Origin of the sequence: Streptomyces fodineus, from assembly GCF_001735805.1 — a bacterium.
GTDB lineage: Bacteria > Actinomycetota > Actinomycetes > Streptomycetales > Streptomycetaceae > Streptomyces > Streptomyces fodineus.
In genome coordinates this window covers 5,745,335-5,768,607 of sequence record NZ_CP017248.1, presented here as the reverse complement: position 1 = coordinate 5,768,607, position 23,273 = coordinate 5,745,335, and the positions used below count along the sequence as shown (strand labels likewise).

General features: G+C 71.0%; 21 protein-coding genes, 1 tRNA gene and 1 pseudogene. 12 read left to right on the top strand and 11 right to left on the bottom strand.

All coding sequences use genetic code 11. The annotated features are described in order from the left end of the window. Positions 1-19: 19 nt before the first annotated feature. From BFF78_RS24760 to BFF78_RS24730, 6 genes and pseudogenes are all read right to left on the bottom strand, one after another. Entirely contained in the window at positions 20-925 is a 906-nt protein-coding gene (locus BFF78_RS24760; RefSeq protein WP_418346683.1) for a DivIVA domain-containing protein, read from the bottom strand. A gap of 150 nt (positions 926-1,075) precedes the next feature. Continuing rightward, positions 1,076-1,393: an EthD family reductase gene (locus tag BFF78_RS24755; RefSeq protein WP_069780400.1), complete on the bottom strand. Its 318-nt coding sequence runs from the start codon at positions 1,391-1,393 to the stop codon at positions 1,076-1,078. Next, positions 1,390-1,947, bottom strand: a complete 558-nt coding sequence (locus BFF78_RS24750) for a dihydrofolate reductase family protein (RefSeq protein ID WP_069780399.1) — start codon at positions 1,945-1,947, stop codon at positions 1,390-1,392. Before BFF78_RS24750 ends, BFF78_RS24755 begins: the two co-directional genes overlap by 4 nt. Positions 1,948-2,093: 146 nt before the next feature. Next, positions 2,094-3,017: pseudogene (locus tag BFF78_RS24745) on the bottom strand (RNA polymerase subunit sigma-70). A 63-nt stretch (positions 3,018-3,080) separates the two neighbouring features. After that, positions 3,081-6,176, bottom strand: a complete 3,096-nt coding sequence (locus tag BFF78_RS43595) for an SUKH-4 family immunity protein (RefSeq protein WP_079161461.1) — start codon at positions 6,174-6,176, stop codon at positions 3,081-3,083. A 10-nt stretch (positions 6,177-6,186) separates the two neighbouring features. Next, a complete protein-coding gene (locus BFF78_RS24730) occupies positions 6,187-7,221 on the bottom strand; it encodes an SMI1/KNR4 family protein (RefSeq protein ID WP_069783792.1) in 1,035 nt (344 codons plus the stop codon). 264 nt (positions 7,222-7,485) lie between these two features. On the opposite strand from BFF78_RS24730, the gene BFF78_RS24725 reads away from it, so the two are divergent. Beyond that, entirely contained in the window at positions 7,486-8,001 is a 516-nt protein-coding gene (locus tag BFF78_RS24725; RefSeq protein ID WP_069780397.1) for a YwqJ-related putative deaminase, read from the top strand. Positions 8,002-8,053: 52 nt separating this feature from the next. Then, positions 8,054-8,581: an SUKH-3 domain-containing protein gene (locus BFF78_RS24720; RefSeq protein WP_069780396.1), complete on the top strand. Its 528-nt coding sequence runs from the start codon at positions 8,054-8,056 to the stop codon at positions 8,579-8,581. A gap of 16 nt (positions 8,582-8,597) precedes the next feature. Here the strand turns inward: BFF78_RS24720 and BFF78_RS24715 are convergent, their stop codons facing one another. Then, positions 8,598-9,911: a sensor histidine kinase gene (locus tag BFF78_RS24715; RefSeq protein ID WP_069780395.1), complete on the bottom strand. Its 1,314-nt coding sequence runs from the start codon at positions 9,909-9,911 to the stop codon at positions 8,598-8,600. A 166-nt stretch (positions 9,912-10,077) separates the two neighbouring features. Between BFF78_RS24715 and BFF78_RS24710 the strand changes: the two genes are divergently transcribed. The 7 genes from BFF78_RS24710 (at position 10,078) to BFF78_RS24680 (ending at position 15,763) form a co-directional block, all read left to right on the top strand. Further along, positions 10,078-10,938: a hypothetical protein gene (locus BFF78_RS24710; RefSeq protein WP_069783791.1), complete on the top strand. Its 861-nt coding sequence runs from the start codon at positions 10,078-10,080 to the stop codon at positions 10,936-10,938. Between the two features lie 14 nt (positions 10,939-10,952). Then, positions 10,953-11,024 (top strand) — tRNA-Gln (locus tag BFF78_RS24705). 115 nt (positions 11,025-11,139) lie between these two features. After that, positions 11,140-12,588 carry a bifunctional UDP-N-acetylglucosamine diphosphorylase/glucosamine-1-phosphate N-acetyltransferase GlmU gene (gene glmU / locus BFF78_RS24700; protein ID WP_079161460.1) on the top strand — a complete coding sequence of 483 codons (1,449 nt, stop codon included), beginning with the start codon at positions 11,140-11,142 and terminating at the stop codon, positions 12,586-12,588. A gap of 154 nt (positions 12,589-12,742) precedes the next feature. Then, complete coding sequence (locus tag BFF78_RS24695) at positions 12,743-13,723, top strand: ribose-phosphate diphosphokinase (protein WP_069780393.1); 981 nt, start codon at positions 12,743-12,745, stop codon at positions 13,721-13,723. Between the two features lie 201 nt (positions 13,724-13,924). Beyond that, positions 13,925-14,521, top strand: coding sequence for a 50S ribosomal protein L25/general stress protein Ctc (locus tag BFF78_RS24690; protein ID WP_069780392.1), 597 nt, complete (start codon positions 13,925-13,927; stop codon positions 14,519-14,521). Between the two features lie 71 nt (positions 14,522-14,592). Beyond that, on the top strand, positions 14,593-15,195 hold the full coding sequence (pth, locus tag BFF78_RS24685) for an aminoacyl-tRNA hydrolase (protein WP_069780391.1): 603 nt from the start codon (positions 14,593-14,595) through the stop codon (positions 15,193-15,195). 52 nt (positions 15,196-15,247) lie between these two features. Beyond that, positions 15,248-15,763, top strand: a complete 516-nt coding sequence (locus BFF78_RS24680; RefSeq protein WP_099054923.1) for a hypothetical protein — start codon at positions 15,248-15,250, stop codon at positions 15,761-15,763. Positions 15,764-15,898: 135 nt separating this feature from the next. Here the strand turns inward: BFF78_RS24680 and ppc are convergent, their stop codons facing one another. Beyond that, complete coding sequence (gene ppc / locus BFF78_RS24675) at positions 15,899-18,631, bottom strand: phosphoenolpyruvate carboxylase (RefSeq protein ID WP_069780390.1); 2,733 nt, start codon at positions 18,629-18,631, stop codon at positions 15,899-15,901. Between the two features lie 307 nt (positions 18,632-18,938). On the opposite strand from ppc, the gene BFF78_RS24670 reads away from it, so the two are divergent. Beyond that, the gene (locus tag BFF78_RS24670) at positions 18,939-19,946 is read left to right on the top strand and encodes an acyl-CoA desaturase (RefSeq protein WP_069780389.1); all 1,008 of its coding nucleotides are present in this window, start codon (positions 18,939-18,941) and stop codon (positions 19,944-19,946) included. Then, entirely contained in the window at positions 19,943-20,620 is a 678-nt protein-coding gene (locus BFF78_RS24665; protein ID WP_067049993.1) for a TetR/AcrR family transcriptional regulator, read from the top strand. The genes BFF78_RS24670 and BFF78_RS24665 overlap by 4 nt, the downstream gene beginning before the upstream one ends. Before the next feature lie 16 nt (positions 20,621-20,636). Here the strand turns inward: BFF78_RS24665 and BFF78_RS24660 are convergent, their stop codons facing one another. Further along, entirely contained in the window at positions 20,637-20,996 is a 360-nt protein-coding gene (locus tag BFF78_RS24660; protein WP_069780388.1) for a VOC family protein, read from the bottom strand. 2 nt (positions 20,997-20,998) lie between these two features. Further along, positions 20,999-21,823 carry a trans-aconitate 2-methyltransferase gene (locus BFF78_RS24655; protein ID WP_069780387.1) on the bottom strand — a complete coding sequence of 275 codons (825 nt, stop codon included), beginning with the start codon at positions 21,821-21,823 and terminating at the stop codon, positions 20,999-21,001. Positions 21,824-21,911: 88 nt separating this feature from the next. On the opposite strand from BFF78_RS24655, the gene tamR reads away from it, so the two are divergent. Then, on the top strand, positions 21,912-22,409 hold the full coding sequence (gene tamR / locus BFF78_RS24650) for a MarR family transcriptional regulator TamR (protein WP_069780386.1): 498 nt from the start codon (positions 21,912-21,914) through the stop codon (positions 22,407-22,409). Here the strand turns inward: tamR and BFF78_RS24645 are convergent. Then, on the bottom strand, positions 22,368-23,141 hold the full coding sequence (locus tag BFF78_RS24645) for a LuxR C-terminal-related transcriptional regulator (protein WP_069780385.1): 774 nt from the start codon (positions 23,139-23,141) through the stop codon (positions 22,368-22,370). The two genes, tamR and BFF78_RS24645, sit on opposite strands and share 42 nt — an antisense overlap. Positions 23,142-23,273 lie beyond the last annotated feature (132 nt).

Here is a 23,273-nt window from a genome sequence, read left to right as displayed (position 1 = left end):
GCACGGACGGCGCGGGGGGTTATTCCAGTTCCAGTTCCAGCTCCAGCGCCGTCCTGCCCGTCAGCGACATGAGACTGCTGCGGACGTGGTCCATGTGCTCCGTCACGGTGTCCCAGGCCTCGCCGTGCTCGCGCAGCACCTGTTCCGTCTCGCGGGCGATGCGGTCCTCCTGCACGCGCGCGTCGGCGATGATGTCGGCGGCACGCACGCGTGCCTCCTCCTCGCTGCGGCGCGCGTAGTCCTCGGCCTCCCGCAGGGCCCGTTCGGCGTAGGACAGCGTGGCCTCGGCCTGGCTCATCCGCTCCGCGTACCGGGCGTCCAGCGCGGCGATCCGCTCGGCCTCCTCGCGCTCGGCCTCGGCCCACCGCTCGGCGTGCTCCCTGGACTGCCCCTCGAGCATGCCGGCGGTGCGCTGCCGTACCTCGCGCAACGTGCCGAGCGCCTCTCCGCGCCCTTCCTTCACTTCGCAGCGCGCGCCGATGCGCAGGGCGTCGGCCTCGGAGTTCGCGGCGAGGAGCAGCCGGTCGGCGCACTCGTCGGCTTCCGCACGCAGCGCGTCCGCCTCCTCCTGCGCCTGTCGGCGGACGGCCTCGGCATCCGCTTCGGCCTGCGCGAGGTGCTCGTGCGCCGCACGCCGCGTGCGCTCGCGGAGATCCTCCGCCTCCTCCAGCACGAACTGGAACAACCGCTGTGCGCGCTCCCCGAGCGAGGCGTACTCCTGCGGTGCGAGCCGCGCGACGACCTCGCGCATCCGCACCGCCTCCGCCTCCATGTCCTTGGCGAGCACGGTCAGCCGCGCGGCCCGCTCCCACGCGGCGTCGCGGTCGTACGACAACGCCTCCAGATAGGCGTCGACCTGGGCGGGGCGGTAGCCGCGCCCCCGGACGGTCCCGAAGCCGTGCGGCGACATCGATGCGCTGCTCACCCTGGGAACCCCTCTCCACCGGACATACACGACAGGATGATTTCGCGCACATCTTGATGGATCGGGCGTAAGTGTTCATAACGCGACACTCCGCAGTCACGTCACGCTCGGAACCCCGCACTTCGCCACCGGGGCCGCGGACAGCGCCGCCTACAGCACCTCTTCCGCACAGGTGACGACCACGCCCCGAACGGGCGCAAGCTCCGCCGGCAGCGCCGCGTCCGCGGCCGTCGCACGCCCCTCGGGCGAGCCGAACGCCGCGCGCAGCTCCGCCGCCGAATCCCACTCCAGCGTCGCGACCAGGTAGTACGGCGCACCTGCGCGCACCGGCGCCGTCTCCCGGCCGACCGTGTAGCGGCGCAGTCCGGGCAGCCGGGGGCCGAGCGGGATGTGCACCTCGCGGTAGTGCCGGTCGAATGCCTCGGCGTCGGCCGGGGCCTCGTACAGGGCGAGGAAACGGGCACTCATCGTGCCGCCCGCCCATGCCGCGTGAGGACGGCGGCGCCCACCCGTTCGGCCGACAGGCACTCCGGCTCGGCCGGCTCACTCCCGGCCGGGAACAGCCGCCGACCCTGCCCCAGCACCACCGGGAAGGTCAGCAGCCGGTACTCGTCGACCAGGCCCTCGCCCCGCAACGCCTCCACGACGGCGGGGCTGCCGGTGACGACCACGTCCCGCCCCTCGGCCCGTACGGCGTCTGCCGGATCGCCTTTCAGCACAGCGGAGTTGGACCACGCGGACACACCGGGGGTGCCGCGGGAGACGACCAGTTTCGGTACGGCGTTCATCCGTGCGGCGAACGGGCCCTCCCGCCCCGGCCACAGCCTCGCGAACAGCTCCCAGGTGGTACGGCCCAGCAGCAGCACCCCCTCGTCCAGCAGGCGGCCGAGGCGGAACTTGTCCCCGGCGACCGCCTCCGGGCCGTGCCGGAAGGCCCAGCCACCGTAGGGCGTACCCGCGGACCCGTCCGGGTCGGACACGATCCCGTCCAGGGGGATGAACTCGATGACGACGACACTCACGACGACGTTCCCTTCGCTCGGTTGCTCACCGGTACCTACCGGCGGCACCGCGCGGACTCATCGCGGCACGGGAAAAATCGCGGGAGGGGTCGCCGGAGAGGGCCGTCAGGGGCGTCGCATGGGGCCGGCGCGGTGGGCCGCGGTCGTCAGGGGGCGCTCGGGGCGAGGGTCGGGGGCGCGAACGCGGTCAGGACGCGCGGGTCGGCGAAGACCACGTTCCGGGCGATCCGGCCGCCGGCGACCGTGAGGACCTGCACGGTGTGGAGCGCGTGGCCGCCGCCGGGCTCCGGTGCGTACGCCGCGAGCGCCGGCTGACCGTTGGCCGCCACGCGCTCCACCCGCCAGCCCGTACCGCGCATGGCGAACACCCGCTCCATGAACCGGCCGTAGTCCCGCCGGCCCCGGTACCACAGTGGCACCGGCGGCATCTCCAGGACCGCGTCCTCGGTGAGCAGCCGCACCAGCGCCGGTACGTCGGCCGCCTCGAAGGCACGCATGTAGCGCCGCACCACCGCCCGTACCCCGGGATCGTCCGGCTCGCCGACCTCACCGATCCCGCCCCCGCGCGCCAGGGCGGCGCGCGCCCGCTGCAACGCGCTGTTGACCGCGGCCACCGACGTCTCCAGCTGCCCGGCGACCTCCGCGGCGGAGAACTCCAGCACCTCGCGCAGCACCAGCACGGCCCGCTGCCGCGCCGGCAGCAGCTGCAGCGCCGCCACCAGCGCCAGCCGCAGGTCCGCGCGCGCCTCCACGTCGAACCGCGCCTCGGGGAACGGCTCCAGCCACGGCACGTCCAGGGCGGGCGTCAGCGGCGCTCCGGGATCGCCGGAGGGCGCCCCCAGCCCGGACGGCAGGGGGCGGCGCGAACGGCTCTCCAGGGCGTTCAGGCAGGCGTTGGTCGCGATGCGGTACAGCCAGGTCCGCACCGAGGCGCGCGTGGGGTCGTACCGCTCCCGCGCCTTTCAGGCCCGCAGCATCGTCTCCTGCGTCAGGTCCTCGGCCTCGTGGAACGAGCCCGGCATGCGGTAGCAGTACGCCACCAGCTCGCCCCGGTACGGCTCTAAGTCCACCGGCCCATCATGCCCTTCACGCGCGCGTGAAGGGCATGTTCCGCTCGTCCGACGCCGGTGTGCCTACAGCAGCCCGTCCCACATCTGCTCCAGCAGCACCGACCACCAGCTCTCCGGCGAACCGAGCGCCGCCGGGTCCAGCGCGGCCAGCTGCGCCTGGAAGTCGACGGTCCAGCGGCCCGCCTGCTCCTGGTTCAGCCCGAACCGCAGGCGCCACATCCGGCCCAGCAGCGCCAGGCAGCGCGCGAACTCCGGCAGCCCGGAGTTCACGAACTGCGGCGGCACCGCAGCCCCGCCCGGCCCGGCCTCCACCGGCACGGCCACGATGTTCGCGGTGCCGTACTGGACACAGAGCGCCCTGCCGAAGTCGGTGCCCATGACGAGGTACGAGCCCGCGTCCGGCGCCGGCTGCACCCCGCGCTCGGCCGCCAGCTCCGCCAGCGTCGGCACCGGACGGCCCGGCTGGGCCTGCGCCCAGAAGAACGGGCCCATGTCCACCGGCAGACCGGCCACGACCAGCGTGTGCGCCACGATCGGCGGCACACCCTGCCGGGACACCGCCTGCTGCTCGAACCGGAAGATCCCCGGCCCGAACGCCGCCGCCAGCTCCTGCGCGATGCCCTCCGGCGGAACGGGCGGCGCGGCCTGCACCGGCGGCAGCGGCGCCCGCACCGGAGCGGGGCGCGCGGGCCCGTCCGCCACCTGGTGCAACTCGCCCTGGTGCGCCAGCAGTTGCCGCATGCCCTGCTGCCGGCTCGCGTGATCCGTGCCGTACGGCGCGATGCTCGTGATCCGCGCCTGCGGCCACTGCTCCCGGATCATCCGCGCACAGTAGGCGCCCGGCAGCTCGCACGACTCCAGCTCCGTGTGCAGCTCCAGCACCTGGTCCGACGGCACGTTCATGCCACGCAGCTCGTGGAAGATCTGCCACTCCGGGTGCGGCGTACCCGGCGCCGAACGCCGGATCAGCTGCTGCTCCGAACCGTCCTGCGCGCGGTAGCGCAGCACGGCCTGGTAGCCGGGACCCACCGTCGGCTGCCCCTGCTGCGGATACCCGTACGCCGACGGCTGCCCCGGCACGGGCGCACCCGGCGGCGGCATCGCACCCGGCGGCATCGGCTGCGGGGCGCCCGGAGTGCCCGGCGGCATGCCAGGGGCGCCCGGAGCACCGAGTGCGCCGGGGGCGGGTGGCGGCGGGGGCGCGCCCGGACCGGCCACGGGGGGCGCGGCCAGCACGGTCTCCGCGTGGTGCACGGCCCCGCGCCCGCCGCCCGGGGCTCCCGGGGCGCCTGGCGCACCGGGGCCTGAGGGGGCGCTCGGCGGCTGCGGCGCACCGGGGACACCGGGAGCCGCGGGGACACCCGGAGGCGACGGGGGCATGCCCGGGGCGCCCGGAGCACCTGGAGCGCCGGGCGGATTCGGCATACCCGGGGCGCCCGGAGCCCCCGGAGCGCCTGACGGCTGCGGCGCGCCCAGCTGACTGGGGTCGGCCAGGACCGTGGCCGCGTGGTGCACGTTGCCCGGAGGCGCTGCAGGCGGCTGGGGGGCGCCCGGTGCATACGGCGCGCCCGGCGCCTGCGCCCCGTCCGCGCCACCCGGAGCCGCCGGCACACCCGGCCCCGCGAGCCCCTCCGGCCCAAGCGCCGACACCAACTGCGTCGGCACATACGCACCGCCGGCCGCACCCGGCGGGGGCGGCGTCGCCCCGCTCCCCGGGCGCGCGCCCGGCGCACCAGGGGCACCCGGCGGCGGAGGCGGCGCGCCCACACCACCGCGCGCCTTCTTCGGCGGCGGCGCGGCCTTGCTCGTCGCGGCATCCGCGATGTCCCCGGCGTTCGCCGCGAGCCGCCGCGAGGCCCCGGTGTCGGCCGGAGACTGCGGCGCGCCCGGCGCCTGCGGATAGCCGTAACCCGGCGCACCCTGCCCAGCGCCGGGGCCCTGGGGATAGCCGTACGTCGGGGCGCCCGGGGGCGGCGGGGGCGTACTGCCCTGCGGAGCCCCCGGCGCGCCGGGGACAGCGGGCGCCCCGGCCACACCGGGCGCGCCCGGCGCCTGCGCAGTGCCGGGCGCCGGCGGGTACGCGGGTGCGCCAGCCGGAGGCGTGCCGGGAGCCGCCTGCGGCTGCGGGTAGCCGGGCGGCGGCGGGGGCGTACTGCCCTGCGGGGCACCGGGCACACCAGGAGCAGCAGGCACACCAGGCGCGCCCGGCGCCTGCGGATAGCCGTACGGAGGCGCACCGGTCGACGGCGCAGGCGTACTGCCCTGCGAAGCACCCGGCACACCAGGAGCAGCAGGCGCACCAGGTGCCCCCGGCGTGTTCGAAGGATCGAGCGCCGGTGCGACCGCCGTCGGCGGCAGCCGGCTGCCCCCCGACATCAACGCCGTCTTCGCATCCGGCACGCTCACCGGCGGCCGCGCAGCCTCGTCGTCCAAGTCGCTCAGCGGCGGCGCGAACACCGTCGCGGGCAACGGCACGGAACGGTCGTCCTCACCGGAGTCCGCGTTCGTGTCCGTACCGGCCCAGGGCGTGGCCCCCACCGGCACATCCGCGGACGGCGCACCCACACCGGCAGGCGCCCCGGGCACACCCTGCGCCCCGCCGGAAGCCCCAGGCGCCCCGGAAGCCCCCGACGACGCCCCGGCCTGCGTCGGAGCCAGCCCCGCCCCACCGGACGAAGCCCCACCACCGACACCGACACCGGCACCGGCATCACCGCCGGAAGCACCGGCACCCGATGCCCCGGCACCCGAACCGCCCTCACCCCCCGGCCGCCGATCCCCGATGCCCAGCTTGTCCGCGGCCTCCTGCAACCACTCCGGAGGAGTCAGCAGGAACGACGTCTGGTTGAGATCCACCCGGGCAGCCGCCGGCGCCGGTGCCGCGTCCTGCGGCTCATCGGCACGGCCGTACTCCTCCTCGTACCGGCGGATCACCTCACCCACCGGCAACCCCGGCCACAACGTCGCCTCACCGCTGTCCCGGGCGATCACCAGCCGCTGCGCACCCGCGTCCGAACGCGGGCCCTCCGCCCGGTCCTCGCCCCACACCACGAAACCCAGCTCGAACTCCCGCACCCGCACCTCACGATGCTGGTACGCGGGCACGTCACCGTTGATCCACTCCTCGGCGCGCTCCTGCGCCTGCGCGTAGGTCACCATCGCCTGAAGCTCACTCCCCCACGCCGGAAGACGCCGAACCGGAAGAACTGGAAGAACCGGAAGAACCGGAAGACACTGGGACGACACGCGCGAAGCCGCCATCCACCATCAGATTCGCCACCGTCTCCAACTCCGGCGGATTACCCGCCAGCCGGGACAGGAACGCATCGAAATCGTCACCGCACGGCAGCAGCAGACGCTCCACCCGCTCCGCCGGCGACCACGACGGATCCACATCGCGCACGTCGTCGTACGCACAGAACCACACCGAACCCGGCCGCTCGCCCTTCACCTTCACCGCGAGCAACCCGCCCTGCACGAACGTCACCCCGAGGTAATCCTTCGTCAGATGGTCGCGCAGACACTTGTTGACATACACCAGGTCATTCACGGCCGCCTCGTCGCGCACCGTGAAGAACGGCTGGTCCAGCAACAACCCCAACTCGGCGGCCAGCGCCGTACCCACCGGCGCACAACCACCCGCCGCCTTCAAAAACGAGCGATACGCACCCGGAAGCCGGTAGCCGAGATCCTCCTCGACCCCCTGCACCTGCGCCTCCGACACCGCCACACCCGACTTCGGCAGCCCGAAATGCGCCGGCCGCGTCTCCTGCAACGGCCGCGTCCCCCGCTTGCCATGGTCCACCGGCGCCGTCGCCACCCCACCGTGGTGCCGCAGCAACGCCTTCACCTCGACCGGAATCAACTCCAGCCGACGCGTACCCGCCACGTGATGCCACGTCCAGCCATGCGGCGTCGCCACATCCGGCACCGTGTCCCACAACTCGTGCCCCTCCGCCGCCAACGCCGCGTTCGCCGACACATAGTCCGTCAACCGCAACTCGTCGACACCGAAACCCTCCGGCGGCTCGGCGATCTCCACCGCCACACGCGCGTACGGAGAGAAATCCGGGTAACCACGCTCATCGACCCGTACCCCTCTCGGGTGACGTGCCGCCCGGACCGGATCCGGGAAGTGCACGACCTGCCCGGCGTAGGCCGCGTTCGGCGGCGCGGCTTGCTGCCCGAGCCGACCTGTCGTCATGGCGGTAGCCCCCTGCGGCATTCTCTCTGGCCTTAAAAACGGCGGTTTCGATCGCGGATGGCGACAGCCTATGCGGTACCCGAACCCCGGTCACCGGCCCACCGCATCCCCGGGGAAACCGCCCATCCGCTTCCGTCACCAGCCGTCACCCCACCGTGACGACCTGCCCCGATGGGGCGTGTCGCGCCGCCCCAGCTTCCGCACCGGCCACGGCATTTGGCACCCTGTGTCCTTCGAGGGGACGCCCGGGGAGGGAAAACGATCATGAATACCTTGCGAACCGGAGGTACCGACCTACGGGCCGGCGACCCGCGCATCGGCTGGAGCAGCACCGACACACCCCCCGCCCCCACCCTGCGCCACCGCCGCGACGGCATCCTGCCCACCGTCGCCGCCGCCCTCTCCGTCCGCGGCGCCACCCTCACCGGCACCGCCGCCCGCAGCGACCAGCCCCCACCCCTCCACCACCTCGTACAGGACTTCCTCGACACCCTCACCAGCGCCCAACGCGACCGCTTCACCGGCCGCTGCGCCGAAACCATCCTCATCTCCCGGCACCTCACCGCCGCCGACGCCACCCGCAGCAAACGCGCCGCCCGCAAACCCATGACCAACGGCGAAGCCCGCAAAGCCCTCAAACACGCCAAACTCACCGCCCGCCGCATACGCGAGGACGGCGACCCCCTCCACGGCAGCTTCGCCACCCCCTGCCGCGCCTGCACCGCCCTCAGCGCCCACTTCGGCGTCCGCATCGTCGACCCCACGGCAACCGACGGCTGAAAACCACCGTCAACCGAAGTACGACCCCGCCGACACGACGAACGAAGGGCAGATGCACCCCGACAACGCCACCACCAAGCCCACCCGCCACGAGCACGGAGCCACCCCACCCCGCTTCCCCGTACTCGTCGACACCGCCCTGCGCACCGCCGGCTGGCAACCCGGACGCTGGGACATAAAACAAGCCGAAATCTGGGCCGACACCCTCCGCGACCACACCTCACCCGCCGGACACCGGCACACCGTCTTCCCCGCCGCCGTCGAGGCCTGGGCCGAATTCGGCGGACTGACCATCACCCCCAACGGCCCCGGCCGCCAGATCGCCCCCGCCACCCTCCACCTCGACCCCCTGCACGGCCTCCACCACGCCCGCACCCTCGGCGACCTCGGCCGCGCCCTCGGCACCGACATCTGCCCCCTCGGCGAGGAAACCGACACCGCCGCCATCCTCGCCATCGACACCGAAGGCCGCGTCTACACCCTCGACCACACCGGCGACTGGTACGTCGGCCCCGACATCGACCACGCCCTCGCCACCCTCATCACCGGCATCGAACCGGTACGCCTCACCGCGGGCTGACACACCACGAACGGGCCTACACCGCCGGAATCACCGCCGACACCCGGAAACCCCCCGCATCCGTCGGCCCCGACACAAACACACCACCCAGCGCCGAGACCCGCTCCCGCATCCCCACCAGGCCGTTCCCACCCGACGGCAACCCCGCCGCCGACGCCGACCCCGGCTCCGGCGGCGGCTCGTTCTCCACCTGCATCGCGATCTCCGACACCCGGTGCGCCAACCGCACATGCGTCTTCGCACCCGCCGCATGCTTGTGGACGTTCGTCAACGCCTCCTGCACCACCCGGTACGCCGTCTGCTCGACCCGCGCCGCATACGACCGCACCTCCCCCTCCACCGACAGATCCACGACCATCCCCGCCGCCGCCGACTGCCCGATCAACTCCTCCAACTCGGACAGACACGGCCCATCCACCGCACCCTCCGCCTCGACCACCCGGAAAGCCGCAGCCGCAGCCGCCTGCCGCACCGCCGCCAACGGCACCCCCGACGCCCGCCGGACCACGTCCTCCCCCGCCCGCAACACCCCGAGCATCTCCCGCAACTCGGTCAACGCCTGCCGCCCCATGTCCCCCACGAGCGACGCATTCCGCACCGCCTTCTCCGGATCCTTCCGCGCCACCGCCTGCAACGCCGCCGCATGCACCACCATCAGACTCACCCGGTGCGCGACCACGTCATGCATCTCCCGCGCGATCCGCGTCCGCTCCTCGTTCCTGGCCCACTCGGCCCGCTCCTCCGCCCGCTCGGCGAGCAACTGAAGCTCCCGCTCCAGACTGTCCGCCCGCTCCCGCAAGCTCTCCATCAACCGCCGCCGCGCCCCCACGTACAACCCCAGCAGCACCGGCGGAGCCGTCAGACCCAACGCCGTCGCCACCGCCGCGAACGGCACGAACCAGTCACCCAGGGTCAGATCGCCGCGCGCCATGTCCTGCCGCACCCGCACGAACGTCACCACCGCCGTGCCCACCAGCGACATCCCCGCCAGCGAACCGATGATCCGGCGCGGCAGCTCACACGAGGCCAGCGTGTACAGGCCGACTATCCCCAGCAGAAAACCCATCTGCGCGGGCGTGATCGCGATGGCGACCAGCACGACCGCGATCGGCCACTTCCGCCGTACGAGCAACACGGAACCGGCGATCAGACCGAAAACGATCCCCACCGACACCGGAATCCCGGCATCCCGGGCGAACGGGATCCCCTCCGCAGCACACTCCACAGCCGACACCAGCGCGAGACTCCCGTCGAGCACCGCACTACGCCACCTGGCCCACCACCACGGCCCGGTACGGGCCCTGGCGTGCTCTTCCCCCGTCGTGGTCATGCCTCCAGCCTACGGGCGACGGCTGCGGCTTTTCCGGTGACTTTCACCTACCTCCACACACCACACTCCGTAACCGAACGACCTCGAAACCCACCAGAATCACTCGAACTGGTGAACCCTTCCTGTTCGACTCCGGAACGGATCATTCCGGCAGGACGGTATGCCCATGGCACTTTCACCTGGCAAATACGCCGACTTCGAGGGTCTACGGGACCAGGCGGTTGCCCTGCGCCGGGCAGGGCTCAGCCGCCGGCAGATCCGCGACCGACTGCACGTCGACAACAACGACATCCTCAACCGCCTCCTGGAGGGCGAGCCACCGCCTGCATGGACAAAGCGCCCGAACGCGAAGGACGACCTGCGGGAGAGGGCGCGGGAATTACGACTCCAGGGCTGGACCTACGACCAGATCCAGGTCGAGCTGGGGTGCTCGAAGAGTTCCATCTCGCTGTGGGTGCGGGATCCGCCTAGGCCGGAGCGGCGCGATCCGACAGAGCAGGCCAAGCTGGCGGCCAGGAAGCGCTGGGAGCACGAGCTGGCAGTGAGGGACGGGGAGCGGCGACTCACCAAGGCATCTGCTGAGCAGGAGATCGGCGAGCTGTCCAATCGGGAGCTATTCATGGCAGGCGTCGCCCTCTACTGGGCCGAAGGGGCGAAGGACAAGCCCTACGACCGGCGCGAGAACGTCATCTTCGTCAACAGTGACCCTGACGTCATCGAGCTGTACCTGGCCTGGCTGGACCTGCTGGGTGTGGCCCGGGACCGCCTGCGGTTCAACGTCATGATCCACGAGAGTGCCGATGTTACTGGCGCCGAGCAGTTCTGGGCCGATCTTGTAGGCGCCGACCGCTCCGCCTTCAACAAGACCACCCTCAAGAAGCACAACCCCAAGACGGTCCGCCTGAATGTCGGTGAGAATTACCGGGGTTGCCTCACGGTCCGAGTCTCACAGGGAGCCGACCTGTACCGGCGCATCGAGGGGTGGTGGTCCGGGATGGTGGTAGCAGCGAAACAGCGAACCACGTAGGCTGGCCCCCGCACTCCCCCGTGGTGTAATCGGCAACACACTCCGCTTTGGACGGTGTATTTCAGGTTCGAGTCCTGGCGGGGGAGCCTTGCTCAGTTCGGGCCCTGACTGCACAGTCAGGGCCCGCTCTCACCTTCGCCACAAATCCCCCCGGTATCCTGCGGCTGTCACCCCACTCACCCACAGCCGAAGGGCAACCCCGTGAGCGCCATCCGCCCGGCAGCCGTCGTCGTTCTCGCAGCGGGTGAGGGCACCCGTATGAAGTCGGCCACACCGAAGGTCCTGCATGAGATCTGCGGTCGGTCCCTCGTGGGCCATGTGCTGGCCGCCGCCCGTGAGTTGGACCCGCAGCACCTGGTCGTCGTCGTGGGCCACGCCCGTGAGCAGGTCACCGCGCATCTGAACGAGATCGACCCGGCCACCAGGACCGCCGTACAGGCCGAGCAGAACGGGACGGGGCACGCCGTACGGATGGGCCTGGAGGAGCTGGGCGGGGCCGTCGACGGGACCGTGGTGGTCGTCTGCGGGGACACGCCCCTTCTGACCGCCGACACTCTCAAGCAGCTCGCGCAGACCCACGCCGCCGACGGCAACGCCGTGACCGTGCTGACCGCCGAGGTGCCGGACGCGACCGGTTACGGCCGGATCGTGCGGGACGAGGCGACGGGTGCCGTGACCGCGATCGTGGAGCACAAGGACGCGAGCGACGTCCAGCGGGCGATCCGGGAGATCAACAGCGGGGTGTTCGCGTTCGACGGGCAGTTGCTGGCGGACGCGCTGAAGAAGGTGCGGACGGACAACAGCCAGGGTGAGGAGTACCTCACGGATGTGCTCGGGATCCTGCGTGCGGCCGGTCATCGCGTGGGCGCCTCGGTGGCGGCCGATCACCGGGAGATCGCCGGGATCAACAACCGGGTGCAGTTGGCCGAGGCGCGCCGGATTCTCAACGACCGGTTGCTGACCGCCGCGATGCTGGACGGGGTGACCGTGGTCGACCCGGCGTCCACGTGGGTCGATGTGGCCGTGTCGTTCGAGCGGGACGCCGTGGTGCACCCGGGCACGCAGCTCATCGGGTCCACGCACATCGGTGAGGGTGCCGAGGTGGGGCCGAACAGCCGGTTGAAGGACACGCAGGTGGGTGCCGGGGCGCGGGTGGAGAACACCGTGTCGGACGGGGCCGTGGTCGGGCCGGAGGCGTCGGTGGGGCCGTATGCGTATCTGCGGCCCGGTACGCGGCTGGGGGCCAAGGGCAAGATCGGAACCTACGTCGAGACGAAGAACGCCTCGATCGGTGAGGGCACGAAGGTTCCGCATCTGTCGTATGTCGGTGACGCGACGATCGGTGAGTACACGAACATCGGGGCGGCGAGTGTGTTCGTGAACTACGACGGTCAGGAGAAGCACCACACGACGGTGGGGTCGCATTGCCGGACCGGTTCGGACAACATGTTTGTGGCTCCTGTCACGGTCGGGGACGGTGCGTACACCGCCGCCGGGTCTGTGATCACGAAGGATGTGCCGCCCGGTTCGCTGGCCGTGGCCCGTGGTCAGCAGCGGAATATCGAGGGTTGGGTGGCTCGGAAGCGTCCGGGGAGTGCGGCGGCGAAGGCGGCCGAGACGGCGTCCCGGAGGGGCGAGAGCGAGGACTGACGGGAAACGGGTGCGCCAAACACGGCGTACCGTGATAAGTGCACATCCGCACACGTGCACCTGCACCCCTACCAGCTGATTCGGCCTTCCATGCCCAGGCGGGAGGTCGGGGTAGCGGTCGGCTGGCTGAGACAACCTCTGAGGAGACTGTGCTGTGACCGGGTTCAAGACGACCGGCGAGAAGAAGATGATGTTCTTCTCCGGCCGCGCCCACCCCGAGCTTGCCGAGGAGGTCGCCCACGAGTTGGGTGTCGGGGTTGTCCCGACGAAGGCCTTCGACTTCGCGAACGGTGAGATCTACGTCCGTTACCAGGAGTCGGCGCGTGGTGCGGACTGCTTTGTGATCCAGAGCCACACGACTCCGATCAATCAGTGGATCATGGAGCAGTTGATCATGATCGACGCGCTGAAGCGTGCGTCGGCTCGCTCCATCACGGTGATTGTGCCGTTCTACGGTTACGCGCGGCAGGACAAGAAGCACCGGGGTCGTGAACCGATTTCGGCGCGTCTGATCGCGGATCTGATGAAGACGGCGGGTGCGGACCGGATCCTGACCATGGATCTGCACACGGATCAGATCCAGGGTTTCTTCGATGGGCCGGTGGATCATCTGTTCGCGCTTCCGTTGCTGGCGGATTATGTGGGCGACAAGGTGGACCGGGACAAGCTGACGGTGGTGTCGCCGGACGCGGGTCGGGTGCGGGTGGCGGACCGTTGGTGTGACCGGTTGGGTGCGCCGCTGGCGATCGTGCACAAGCGGCGTGACAAGGACGTGGCGAACCAGGTGACCGTCCACGAGGTCGTGGGTGAGGTCAAGGGCCGGGTGTGTGTGCTGGTCGATGACATGATCGACACGGGTGGCACGATCTGTGCCGCGGCCGATGCGTTGTTCGCGCATGGTGCGGAGGACGTGATCGTCACGGCCACGCATGGTGTGCTCTCCGGGCCGGCCGCGGACCGGCTGAAGAACTCCCGGGTGAGTGAGTTCGTGTTCACGAACACGCTGCCGACGCCGGCGGAGTTGGGCCGGGATCTGGACAAGATCACGGTGTTGTCGATCGCTCCGACGATCGCGAGTGCGGTGCGTGAGGTGTTCGAGGACGGTTCGGTGACGAGTCTCTTCGACGAGCAGTGAGGTTTCTGCGGCGTCTGCGCTAGCGGCTGTTGAAGATCCTTTTGGGTTCGGCCTCCCTGTCCGAGTAAACTGGCGAAGTTGCTCGGCGAGGGAGGCCGTACTCGTGTGGTACGGCGGTCCGTTATCGACGCGCTCTTCGTAGCAGGCCGTTCGTGGCCGGGTGACCACGTCCGTTCCGATTTTCTACGAGGAGTGATCGCCATGTCCGAGGTGAAGCTTTCCGCCGAGACCCGTACCGAGTTCGGTAAGGGTGCCGCCCGTCGTATCCGCCGTGACAACAAGGTTCCGGTTGTTCTGTACGGCCACGGCACCGAGCCGGTGCACCTGACGCTGCCGGGTCACGACCTGCTGCTGGCGCTGCGTACGCCGAACGTCCTGATCTCGCTGGACATCGATGGCAAGACCAACGAGCTGGCGATCCCGAAGGCCGTTCAGCGTGACGCGATCAAGGGCTTCCTGGAGCACGTCGACCTGCTGCTGGTCAAGCGTGGCGAGAAGGTCACGGTCGAGATCCCGGTCCACACCGAGGGTGAGCTGGCCGCCGGTGGCAACCTGCTGGAGCACGTCCTGAACGCGCTGCCGGTCGAGGCCGAGGCGACGCACATCCCCGAGGCCGTCACCGTCTCCGTCGAGGGTCTGGCGGCCGGTGCCTCCGTCCTCGCCAAGGACATCAGCCTGCCGGGCGGCGTGACCCTGGCCGTCGAGGAGGACGCGGTCGTTCTGCAGGTTCTGCAGGCCCAGGTCGAGGAGACCGAGGGCGAGGAGGCCGCGGAGGGCGAGGAGCAGGCCGAGGCCTGAGCACTGCCCGCTTGCGGTTTCAGCCGCTGCTTCCCCTGGGGAGCAGCGGCTGTTGCACTGTATAAGGAGACATGGACGTGACCACCCCTGCCAGTGGCCCCTGGCTGATCGTCGGGCTCGGGAATCCCGGGCCGGAGTACGCCATGAACCGGCACAACGTCGGTTTCATGGTGGCGGACCTGCTCGCGGAGCGGATCGGGGGGAAGTTCAAGCGGGCGGGCAAGGCGCAGGCGCAGGTGCTGGAGGGGCGGATCGGTCCGGCGGGTCCGGCGAACCGGCGGGTGATCCTGGCGAAGCCGATGTCGTACATGAATCTGTCCGGTGGTCCGGTGAACGCGCTGAAGGACTTCTACAAGGTGCCGGTGGCCCATGTCGTCGCCGTTCACGACGAGCTCGACATCGACTACGGCGCGCTGCGGCTGAAGCTGGGTGGCGGTGACAACGGGCACAACGGTCTGAAGTCGATGACGAAGGCGATGGGTTCGGACTATCACCGGGTGCGGTTCGGGATCGGGCGGCCTCCGGGGCGTATGCAGGTGGCGGATTTCGTGCTGAAGGACTTCTCGTCGGCGGAGCGCAAGGAGCTGGACTACTTCGTGGACCGTGCTGCGGACGCGGTGGAGTGTCTGGTGATCGAGGGTCTGGAGCGGGCGCAGAGCGCGTACAACTCGTGACTTGTACGGCTTTGGTTCCCCGGTGAGTTGACCGGTCGTGGCGGTATGGCCAATGATCCCGGCCATGCCCGCCACAGCCAGCTCAGCTCGTCAGGTGTCCGTGTCCGCGTTGCGGTTCGGGCGGCTTGCGGCGATGGGCGCGCTCGCCGCGCTGATTCTGTTCGCCGGGGTGTGGGGTTCCTGGGGGACCGCGCAGCACGTGATGCTGGTCAAGGGGCGGGAGCAGGGCACGGTGCGGGTGACGTCCTGTTCGGGCGACATGTGCAGTGGTCCTTTCACGCCGACGTCGGTGGGGGCGCGGGCACGTGCGCGTGTGGAGATCGCGCAGCCGGTCGCGGTGCGCAAGGGGCGGACGTACGACGTCGTGCTGAAGCCGGGTACGGCGGACGCGGTGCGCTCGGGTCCGGCGGGGACTCTGTACGCGTGGCTGCCGCTCGGCGGGGCGTTGCTGCTGGCCTCGGTGGTGGTGGCGGGCGGGATGCGGCTGACGCGGGCGGCGTGGGTGCTGGCGGGGTGTGGGGTGGCGTTGTTGACGGGGGCTTTTCTGGCGGTGTCCGCCGGTTCGTGACTGCGTGCGCCGGTCGTGGGCGTGCCGGCGCGGTGACCAGTCCGTCCAGGACAGCTTGTAGTGCCCGTCGGGCAACGTCAGGGGGGTGCCCCCGGGGTCGTACGGCCTCGGGGGCACCGTTGTGTGGGGTTGCGGTCAGCCGGTGTTGCGCAGGCCGGCTGCCACGCCGTTGACGGTGAGGAGCAGGGCGCGGGAGAGCAGCGGGTCGGGGCTGAGGCCGGCCGCGGCGGCGTCGCGCTGGCGCTTGAGCAGGGTGACCTGGAGGTAGGAGATGGGGTCCAGGTAGGCGTCGCGGATGGCGAAGGTCTGCTTCAGGACGGGCTGGGCGTCCAGGAGTTCGCTCTCGCCGGTGACCCGCAGGACCTCGCGGACGGTCAGCTCGTGTTCGGCCTTGATGGTGTCGAAGACGTGCTTGAGCTCGTCGGGGACGAGGGTGTCTACGTAGTGCTGGGCGATGCGCAGGTCGGTCTTCGCGAGGGTCATCTCGACGTTGGAGATGAAGTTGCGGAAGAAGTGCCACTGCTGGTGCATCTCGTCGAGGACAGTGTCCAGGCCGGCCTCGCGCAGGGCCTTGAGGCCGGAGCCGACGCCGAACCAGCCGGGGACGATCTGCCGGGACTGGGTCCAGCCGAAGACCCACGGGATGGCGCGCAGGCCGTCGAGCGAGACGCCGGAGCCGGGGCGGCGGGAGGGCCGGGAGCCCAGGTGCAGGTCGGCGAGCTGGTCCACCGGCGTCGACGCGAGGAAGTACGTCGGCAGGTCCGGGTCCTCGACGAGGGCGCGGTAGGCCGCGTGCGCCGCGTCCGACACCACGTCCATGGCGGCGTCCCAGCGGGCGAGGGCCTCGTCGGACTGGCGGGGGGCGGTGTGCAGGGCGGAGGCCTGCAGGGTGGCGGCGACCGTCAGTTCCAGGTTCTCCCGGGCGAGGGAGGGGATGAGGTACTTGTCGGAGATGACCTCGCCCTGTTCGGTGACCTTGATCTCGCCTTCCAGGGTGCCCCAGGGCTGGGCGAGGATGGCGTCGTGGGAGGGGCCGCCGCCGCGGCCGACGGTGCCGCCGCGGCCGTGGAAGAGGCGCAGGCGGACGCCGTAGCGGTGGGCGACGTCGCGCAGGCGGCGCTGGGCGCGGTGGATCTCCCACTGGCTGGTGGTGATGCCGCCGAACTTGGAGGAGTCGGAGTAGCCGAGCATGACCTCCTGGACGTCGCCGCGCAGCGCGACCAGGCGCCGGTAGGACGGGTCGGAGAGCATGTCCTCGAGGATGGTGTCGGCGGCGCGCAGTTCGTCGGTGGTCTCCAGGAGGGGGACGATGCCGATCTTGGCCCAGCCGGCGTGCAGGTCGATCAGGCCGGCTTCGCGGGCGAGGACGGCGGCGGCGAAGACGTCGTCGGCGCCCTGGCACATGGAGATGATGTAGGACTCGACGACTTCGGGGCCGAAGACCTTCAGGGCCTTCTTGACGGTCTCGAAGACGCCGAGGGTCTTCTGTCCGGCGGCGTCGACGGGTGCCGGGGTGGGGGCGAGGGGACGGCGGGAGCGCAGTTCCTTGGCGAGGAGCTTGGCGCGGTACTCGCGGGGCATGTCGGCGTAGCGCCAGGACTCCTCGCCGAGGCGGTCGAAGAGCTGGCCGAGGGCGTGGTGGTGGGCGTCGGCGTGTTCGCGGACGTCCATGGTGGCGAGTTGGAGGCCGAAGGCGGCCAGGGTGCGGATGGTGCGGGCCAGGCGGCCGTCGGCGAGGAGGCCGCCGCGGTGTTCGCGCAGCGAGACCTGGATGAGCCTCAGGTCGTGCAGGAGCTCGCTGGTGCCGAGGTAGTCGCGGCCGGGGTCGTGCGGGGTGCCCTGGGCGAGGCGCTGCTTGGTGTTCTGCAGCTTCTGCCGGATGCAGGTGGCCTTGAGCCGGTAGGGCTCCTCGGCGTTGAGGCGCTTGTAGCGGGGGCTGATCTCGGGGAGGAGTTCGAGGTCGGTGTTCAGGGACTGGAGGAGCTCTTCGGTGGCGCCGGTGTAGCGGATGGAGTTGGAGAGCAGTCCGCGCAGCTCGTCGATCATCTCCAGGGCGTCGTTGATGCCGTGCTCGTGCTGGAGGATGAGGACGTCCCAGGTGACCTGGGGGGTGACGTTGGGGTTGCCGTCGCGGTCGCCGCCGATCCAGGTGCCGAAGGTGAGGGGGCGGGTGTCGTCGGGGAGTCTGACGCCGACGCGCTCCAGTTCCGCGGTGAGGTCTTCCAGGACGTCGCCGACGGCGTTCGCGTGCAGCTCGTCGAGGTAGTAGATGGCGTTGCGGGCTTCGTCGGCGGGCTCGGGGCGTACGACGCGCAGTTCGTCGGTCTGCCACACCAGGTCGATGTTCTCGGCGAGGCGGACGTCGTGGCGGCGGCGGTCGGAGCCCTGGACGGGGGTCTCCAGGAGCGCGGCGATGCGCCGGAGCTTGTTCAGGACGGAGCGGCGCGCGGCCTCGGTGGGGTGTGCCGTGAACACCGGGCGAACGTTCAGGTGCTGGACGGTCTGCTTGAGGTGTTCGGGGTCGGCGTCCTTGAGCCGGTCGGCGGTGCGGGAGAGGAGGCCGCCCTCGGCGGCGCGCCGGGCGCGCAGCTCGCGGCCGCGGTGCACCTGTTCGGTGACGTTGGCGAGGTGGAAGTAGGTGGAGAAGGCGCGCACCAGCTTGGCCGCGGTCTCCAGTTCGGTGCCGCGCAGCAGCTCGGCGGCGGCTTCGCCGTCCTCGCGGGTGAGGCGGCGGACCTTTTCGACCAGGTCGAGGAGCTCGGGGCCCTCCTGCCGTACGAGGGTCTCGCCCAGAAGATCACCCAGCCGGCGGATGTCGGCGCGCAGCTCGCTGCTGGTCGTGGTGGTCTGGTCGTCGGCACTGCTCACAGGTGCGGCTCCTTGGAGTGTTGAAGCTCGTCAGGGAGGGAACCCGGCCGGCTGCGATGCGGCGGGGCGCCGCATACGGGCCGGAGCGTCCGGGAAGGAAACTTCAGCGGACCGCGCTGTCCGACCGAGTTCAAGGATAGGTGTCGATGAGGACGCGCAGGCTCTGGGGCTCTTGCCGCCGGTCGACACGCTGCCATACTTACGATGCCGTAGGTTACGGAACCGTAGGGAACCATCGTCGACTCCCGTGCGGTTCCGGTGGCCCGGCACCCACCCGCCCCGACCCTCGACCCCACAGGGGACGCGCATGACCTCAAGTTCCGATGTGATCGAAGAAGCCCGTAAGGCCGACGACACTACGATCCCGTCCGCCACGCTGGGTGGCGAGCAGAAGCGTTCGATCGAGCAGATCACGCTGCTTTTGTTCATCACCGTGCCGTTCCTGGCGCTCGTGGCGGCTGTGCCGCTGGCCTGGGGCTGGGGGGTGAGCTGGCTCGATGTGAGCCTGCTGGTGTTCTTCTACTTCCTCGGCTGCCACGGCATCACGATCGGTTTCCACCGGTACTTCACCCATGGTTCGTTCAAGGCCAAGCGGCCGTTGCGGATCGCGCTGGCGATCATGGGCTCGTTGGCGGTCGAGGGGCCTCTGGTGCGCTGGGTGGCCGATCACCGCAAGCATCACAAGTTCTCCGACGCTCAGGGCGACCCGCACTCTCCGTGGCGGTTCGGTGAGACCGTTCCGGCGCTGATGAAGGGCCTGTGGTGGGCTCACATCGGCTGGATGTTCGACGAGGAGCAGACCCCGCAGGAGAAGTACGCCCCGGATCTGGTCAAGGACCCGGCGATCCGGGCGATCTCCCGCCAGTTCGTCTACTGGACGGCCGTCTCCCTCCTGCTGCCCGCGCTGATCGGCGGTCTGGTGACGATGTCGTGGTGGGGCGCGTGCACCGCGTTCTTCTGGGGGTCACTCGTACGGGTGGCGCTGCTGCACCATGTGACGTGGTCGATCAACTCGATCTGTCACGCGGTGGGCAAGCGGCCGTTCAAGTCGCGGGACCGTTCGGGCAACGTGTGGTGGCTGGCGGTGCTGTCGTGCGGTGAGTCGTGGCACAACCTGCACCACGCCGACCCGACCTCGGCGCGGCACGGTGTGATGCGCGGCCAGATCGACTCCTCGGCCCGCTTCATCCGGATCTTCGAGTTGCTCGGCTGGGCGTACGACGTGCGCTGGCCGTCACGCTCGCGTATCGATTCCCGCCGGAACACCGGGGATGACGGCTCCCGGCGCCGGAGGGAGCCCGCGAAGGCGGCATGATTGACGCCGTGGCGACCGACTCCAGCAGCACCTCCAGCAACGACAAACCGCGGCGGACCCGGCGGACCCGTATGACCGGTGCCGAGCGCCGCCAGCAGCTGCTGGAGATCGGTCGCACCCTCTTCGCGGCGAAAGGTTTCGAGGGCACTTCGGTGGAGGAGATCGCGGCGAAGGCCGGGGTGTCCAAGCCGGTGGTGTACGAGCACTTCGGCGGCAAGGAGGGGCTGTACGCGGTGGTGGTCGACCGCGAGATGCGCCGCCTGCTGGACATGGTGACCAGCTCGCTGACGGCCGGGCATCCGCGTGAGCTGTGCGAGCAGGCGGCGTTCGCGCTCCTGGACTACATCGAGGAGTACACGGACGGCTTCCGCATCCTGGTCCGTGACTCGCCCATCCCCCAGTCCACGGGCTCCTTCGCCTCCCTCATCTCGGACATCGCCACCCAGGTGGAGGACATCCTGGGCCGCGAGTTCAAGTCCCGCGGCTTCGACCCGAAGCTGGCTCCGCTGTACGCCCAGGCCCTGGTCGGCATGGTCGCGCTGACGGGGCAGTGGTGGCTGGACGTACGCCGCCCGAAGAAGGCGGAGGTCGCGGCTCACCTGGTGAACCTGGCGTGGCACGGCCTGGACGGGCTGGAGCAGAAGCCGCGGCTGATAGGGCACCGCAAGGCGTAGGCCGGGGGTCCCGCGGTCATCGGGGCTGGAGGAACTCCAGCCGGTTGCCGACGGGGTCCTGCGAGTAGAAGCGCAGGCGGCCGGGGAGGGTGTCGTCCCAGGTCACCTGTGCGCCCTTCGCGGTGAGGCGGGCCGCGTACGACTCGATGTCCGTCACCCTGAGCCCCGGGTGGGCCTTCTTCGCGGGCCGGAAGTCCTCCTCGATCCCGAGATGGAGCCGCACGGCACCGGCCTGGAACCAGCAGCCGCCGCGCGCGGCCGGCGCCGGGGGCTGGGGGATCTCCGTCATTGCGAGGACGTCGGCGCAGTACGCCCGCAGCGCGTCCTCCGATCCGGGCGGGGCCGCCGGCTGCACGTGGTCGACCGCGGCGAGCATGCTCAGGCCTCCTTCACGGCGACGGCGAACAGGCGGCGAAACGGCAGGACGGTGCCGTACGGCGCGCTCGGGTAGGCCTGCCGCAGCAGGTCCCGGTACTCGGTGAGGAAGGCGTCCCGGGCCTCGGGGTCGTCGGCGAGCGCGGTCAGGGCGGGCCTGAGGCCGGTGCCCTTCACCCAGTCCAGAACGGGATCCTCGCCCCGCAGGACGTGGAAGTACGTCGTCTGCCACACGTCGGCCGCACAGCCGAGGCGGGCGAGGCGGTCCAGGTAGGCGCCGGGGGTGTGCACGGAGTCGGTGCGGCGCAGGACGTCGGCGAGGCGGGACTTCCAGCGGGGGGTGGCGGCGAGTTCGCGCATCAGGGCGTGCAGCGGGGCGTCGATGTTGTCGGGTACCTGGAAGGCGAAGGTGCCGCCGGGATTGAGGCCGGCGATCCAGTCGGCGAACCGGTCGGCGTGCCCGGGGACCCATTGGAGGGTGGCGTTGGAGACGATCAGGTCGTACGGCTCCCCGGGCGCCCAGGTACGGAGGTCGGCGTGGGCGAAGTCCAGCCGGCCGCCCCCGGCGGTGGGGCCGTCGTGGTCGGTGTGCGCCTTGTCGAGCATCTCGGGCGAGTTGTCGTAGCCGGTGACATGGGCGGCGGGCCAGCGTTCCGTGAGCAGGACGGTGACGTTGCCGGGGCCGCAGCCGAGGTCGGCGATGCGGGGTCGCCCTGCGGGCGGTTCCGTGGGCAGGGCGGGGACGCGGGCGAGGAGGTCGGCGAAGGGGCGGGCCCGGTGACCGGCGTGCCGCAGATACTGCCCGGGGTCCCAGATGGGTGTCGTCATACCGTCCACTGTCCCCGGCAGCTTATCTCGATGTCAAGAGACTCGACGTCAAGAGACTTCATGTCGACACAACCACTACACTGATCTCATGGAGGACGAGGTCGATCGGCTGGTCGCAGCGTGGCGCCGGGAACGTCCGGACCTCGACGTGGAGCCGCTGGAAGTGCTCAGCCGGGTGAGCCGACTGGCCCGGCATCTGGACCGTGCGCGCCGGCTCGCCTTCGCCGAGCATCAGCTGGAGCCGTGGGAGTTCGATGTGCTGACCGCGCTCCGGCGCGCGGGCACGCCGTACCAGCTCTCCCCCGGTCAGCTGCTGACCCAGACCCTGGTCACCTCGGGCACGATGACCAACCGCATCGACCGGCTGGCCAAGAAGGGCCTGGTGGAGCGGCTGCCCGACCCGAGCGACCGGCGGGGTGTGCTGGTCCGGCTGACCGACACCGGCCGGGACCGCGCGGACCAGGCGCTGGCCGGGCTGCTGGAGCAGGAGCGGGCGATCCTCGCCGAGCTGTCCCGCGCCCAGCGTGCGGAACTGGCCGGTCTGCTACGCCAGTTGACCGCCCCGTTCGACAACATCCCCGGCTAGGTCGGCCGGCCCGACCCCCGCGCGCCGGGCGAGCGCGACGGCGGCCAGCGTCGAGTGGACGCCCAGCTTGCCGAGGACGTTCTGCATATGGGTGCGCACGGTGTGCGGGGACAGGAACAGCCGCTCGGCCACGGCCTTGCGGCCGAGGCCCGCGACCATGCAGCGCAGCACCTCCCGCTCCCTGGGCGTGAGGGACTCCACCAGCCGCTCGCTCTCGGTGCGGTGCCGGCGGGCGGCCGTCAGCTCCTTGAGGACGCCGGTGAGCAGGGCGGGCGGCAGATGGGTCTCGTCGCGCAGCACTCCCCGGATGACCGTCAGCAGCCGGGACAGCGAGCAGTCCTTGGCGACCCACCCCGAGGCACCGGCCTGCAGCGCGAGCGCCGCCCGCCGGGAGTCGTCCTTCTCGGCGAGCACGACGATCCGCACTCCGGGCTGGGCGGCCCGGACCCCGGAGACGAGCGAGATCCCGTCGACGAGCCCCTCCTCATTGCCCTCCTGCACGGGCACGGGAACGCCCGGACGGCTGCCGGGCGCATGACCACCGAGGTCGGCGTCGACCAGGAGCACGTCGAAGCGGCGGCCCTCACCGGCCGCCCGCTCCAGGCAGCGCAGCGCGGCGGGGCCGCTGCCGGCGGCGGAGACGTCGACGTCGGGCTCGGCGGCCAGGGCGGCGGCGAGCGACTCGGCGAAGATGCGGTGGTCGTCCACGACCAGGACTCGGATACGAACCACGAAACCCCCTTCCCCAGGCTCCGCGCGGAGCAGGGGACTACCAAGGTCCGGAAAGAACGACGACCCGCGCGGGTACGACACCTGACGGAAAGGACACGCGCCGCGCGGCCGCCGCCGTCGCGGAAACTGCTA

Excerpts from the sequence above, each read along its gene's own strand:
- BFF78_RS24755 (WP_069780400.1), bottom strand. The coding sequence starts at position 1,393 with ATGAGTGCCCGTTTCCTCGCCCTGTACGAGGCCCCGGCCGACGCCGAG.
- BFF78_RS43595 (WP_079161461.1), bottom strand. The coding sequence starts at position 6,176 with ATGGTGACCTACGCGCAGGCGCAGGAGCGCGCCGAGGAGTGGATCAAC.
- BFF78_RS24730 (WP_069783792.1), bottom strand. The coding sequence starts at position 7,221 with ATGACGACAGGTCGGCTCGGGCAGCAAGCCGCGCCGCCGAACGCGGCC.
- BFF78_RS24725 (WP_069780397.1), top strand. The coding sequence starts at position 7,486 with ATGAATACCTTGCGAACCGGAGGTACCGACCTACGGGCCGGCGACCCG.
- BFF78_RS24720 (WP_069780396.1), top strand. The coding sequence starts at position 8,054 with ATGCACCCCGACAACGCCACCACCAAGCCCACCCGCCACGAGCACGGA.
- BFF78_RS24715 (WP_069780395.1), bottom strand. The coding sequence starts at position 9,911 with ATGACCACGACGGGGGAAGAGCACGCCAGGGCCCGTACCGGGCCGTGG.
- BFF78_RS24710 (WP_069783791.1), top strand. The coding sequence starts at position 10,078 with ATGGCACTTTCACCTGGCAAATACGCCGACTTCGAGGGTCTACGGGAC.
- BFF78_RS24690 (WP_069780392.1), top strand. The coding sequence starts at position 13,925 with ATGTCCGAGGTGAAGCTTTCCGCCGAGACCCGTACCGAGTTCGGTAAG.
- pth (WP_069780391.1), top strand. The coding sequence starts at position 14,593 with ATGGACGTGACCACCCCTGCCAGTGGCCCCTGGCTGATCGTCGGGCTC.
- BFF78_RS24680 (WP_099054923.1), top strand. The coding sequence starts at position 15,248 with ATGATCCCGGCCATGCCCGCCACAGCCAGCTCAGCTCGTCAGGTGTCC.
- BFF78_RS24670 (WP_069780389.1), top strand. The coding sequence starts at position 18,939 with ATGACCTCAAGTTCCGATGTGATCGAAGAAGCCCGTAAGGCCGACGAC.
- BFF78_RS24665 (WP_067049993.1), top strand. The coding sequence starts at position 19,943 with ATGATTGACGCCGTGGCGACCGACTCCAGCAGCACCTCCAGCAACGAC.
- BFF78_RS24660 (WP_069780388.1), bottom strand. The coding sequence starts at position 20,996 with ATGCTCGCCGCGGTCGACCACGTGCAGCCGGCGGCCCCGCCCGGATCG.
- BFF78_RS24655 (WP_069780387.1), bottom strand. The coding sequence starts at position 21,823 with ATGACGACACCCATCTGGGACCCCGGGCAGTATCTGCGGCACGCCGGT.
- tamR (WP_069780386.1), top strand. The coding sequence starts at position 21,912 with ATGGAGGACGAGGTCGATCGGCTGGTCGCAGCGTGGCGCCGGGAACGT.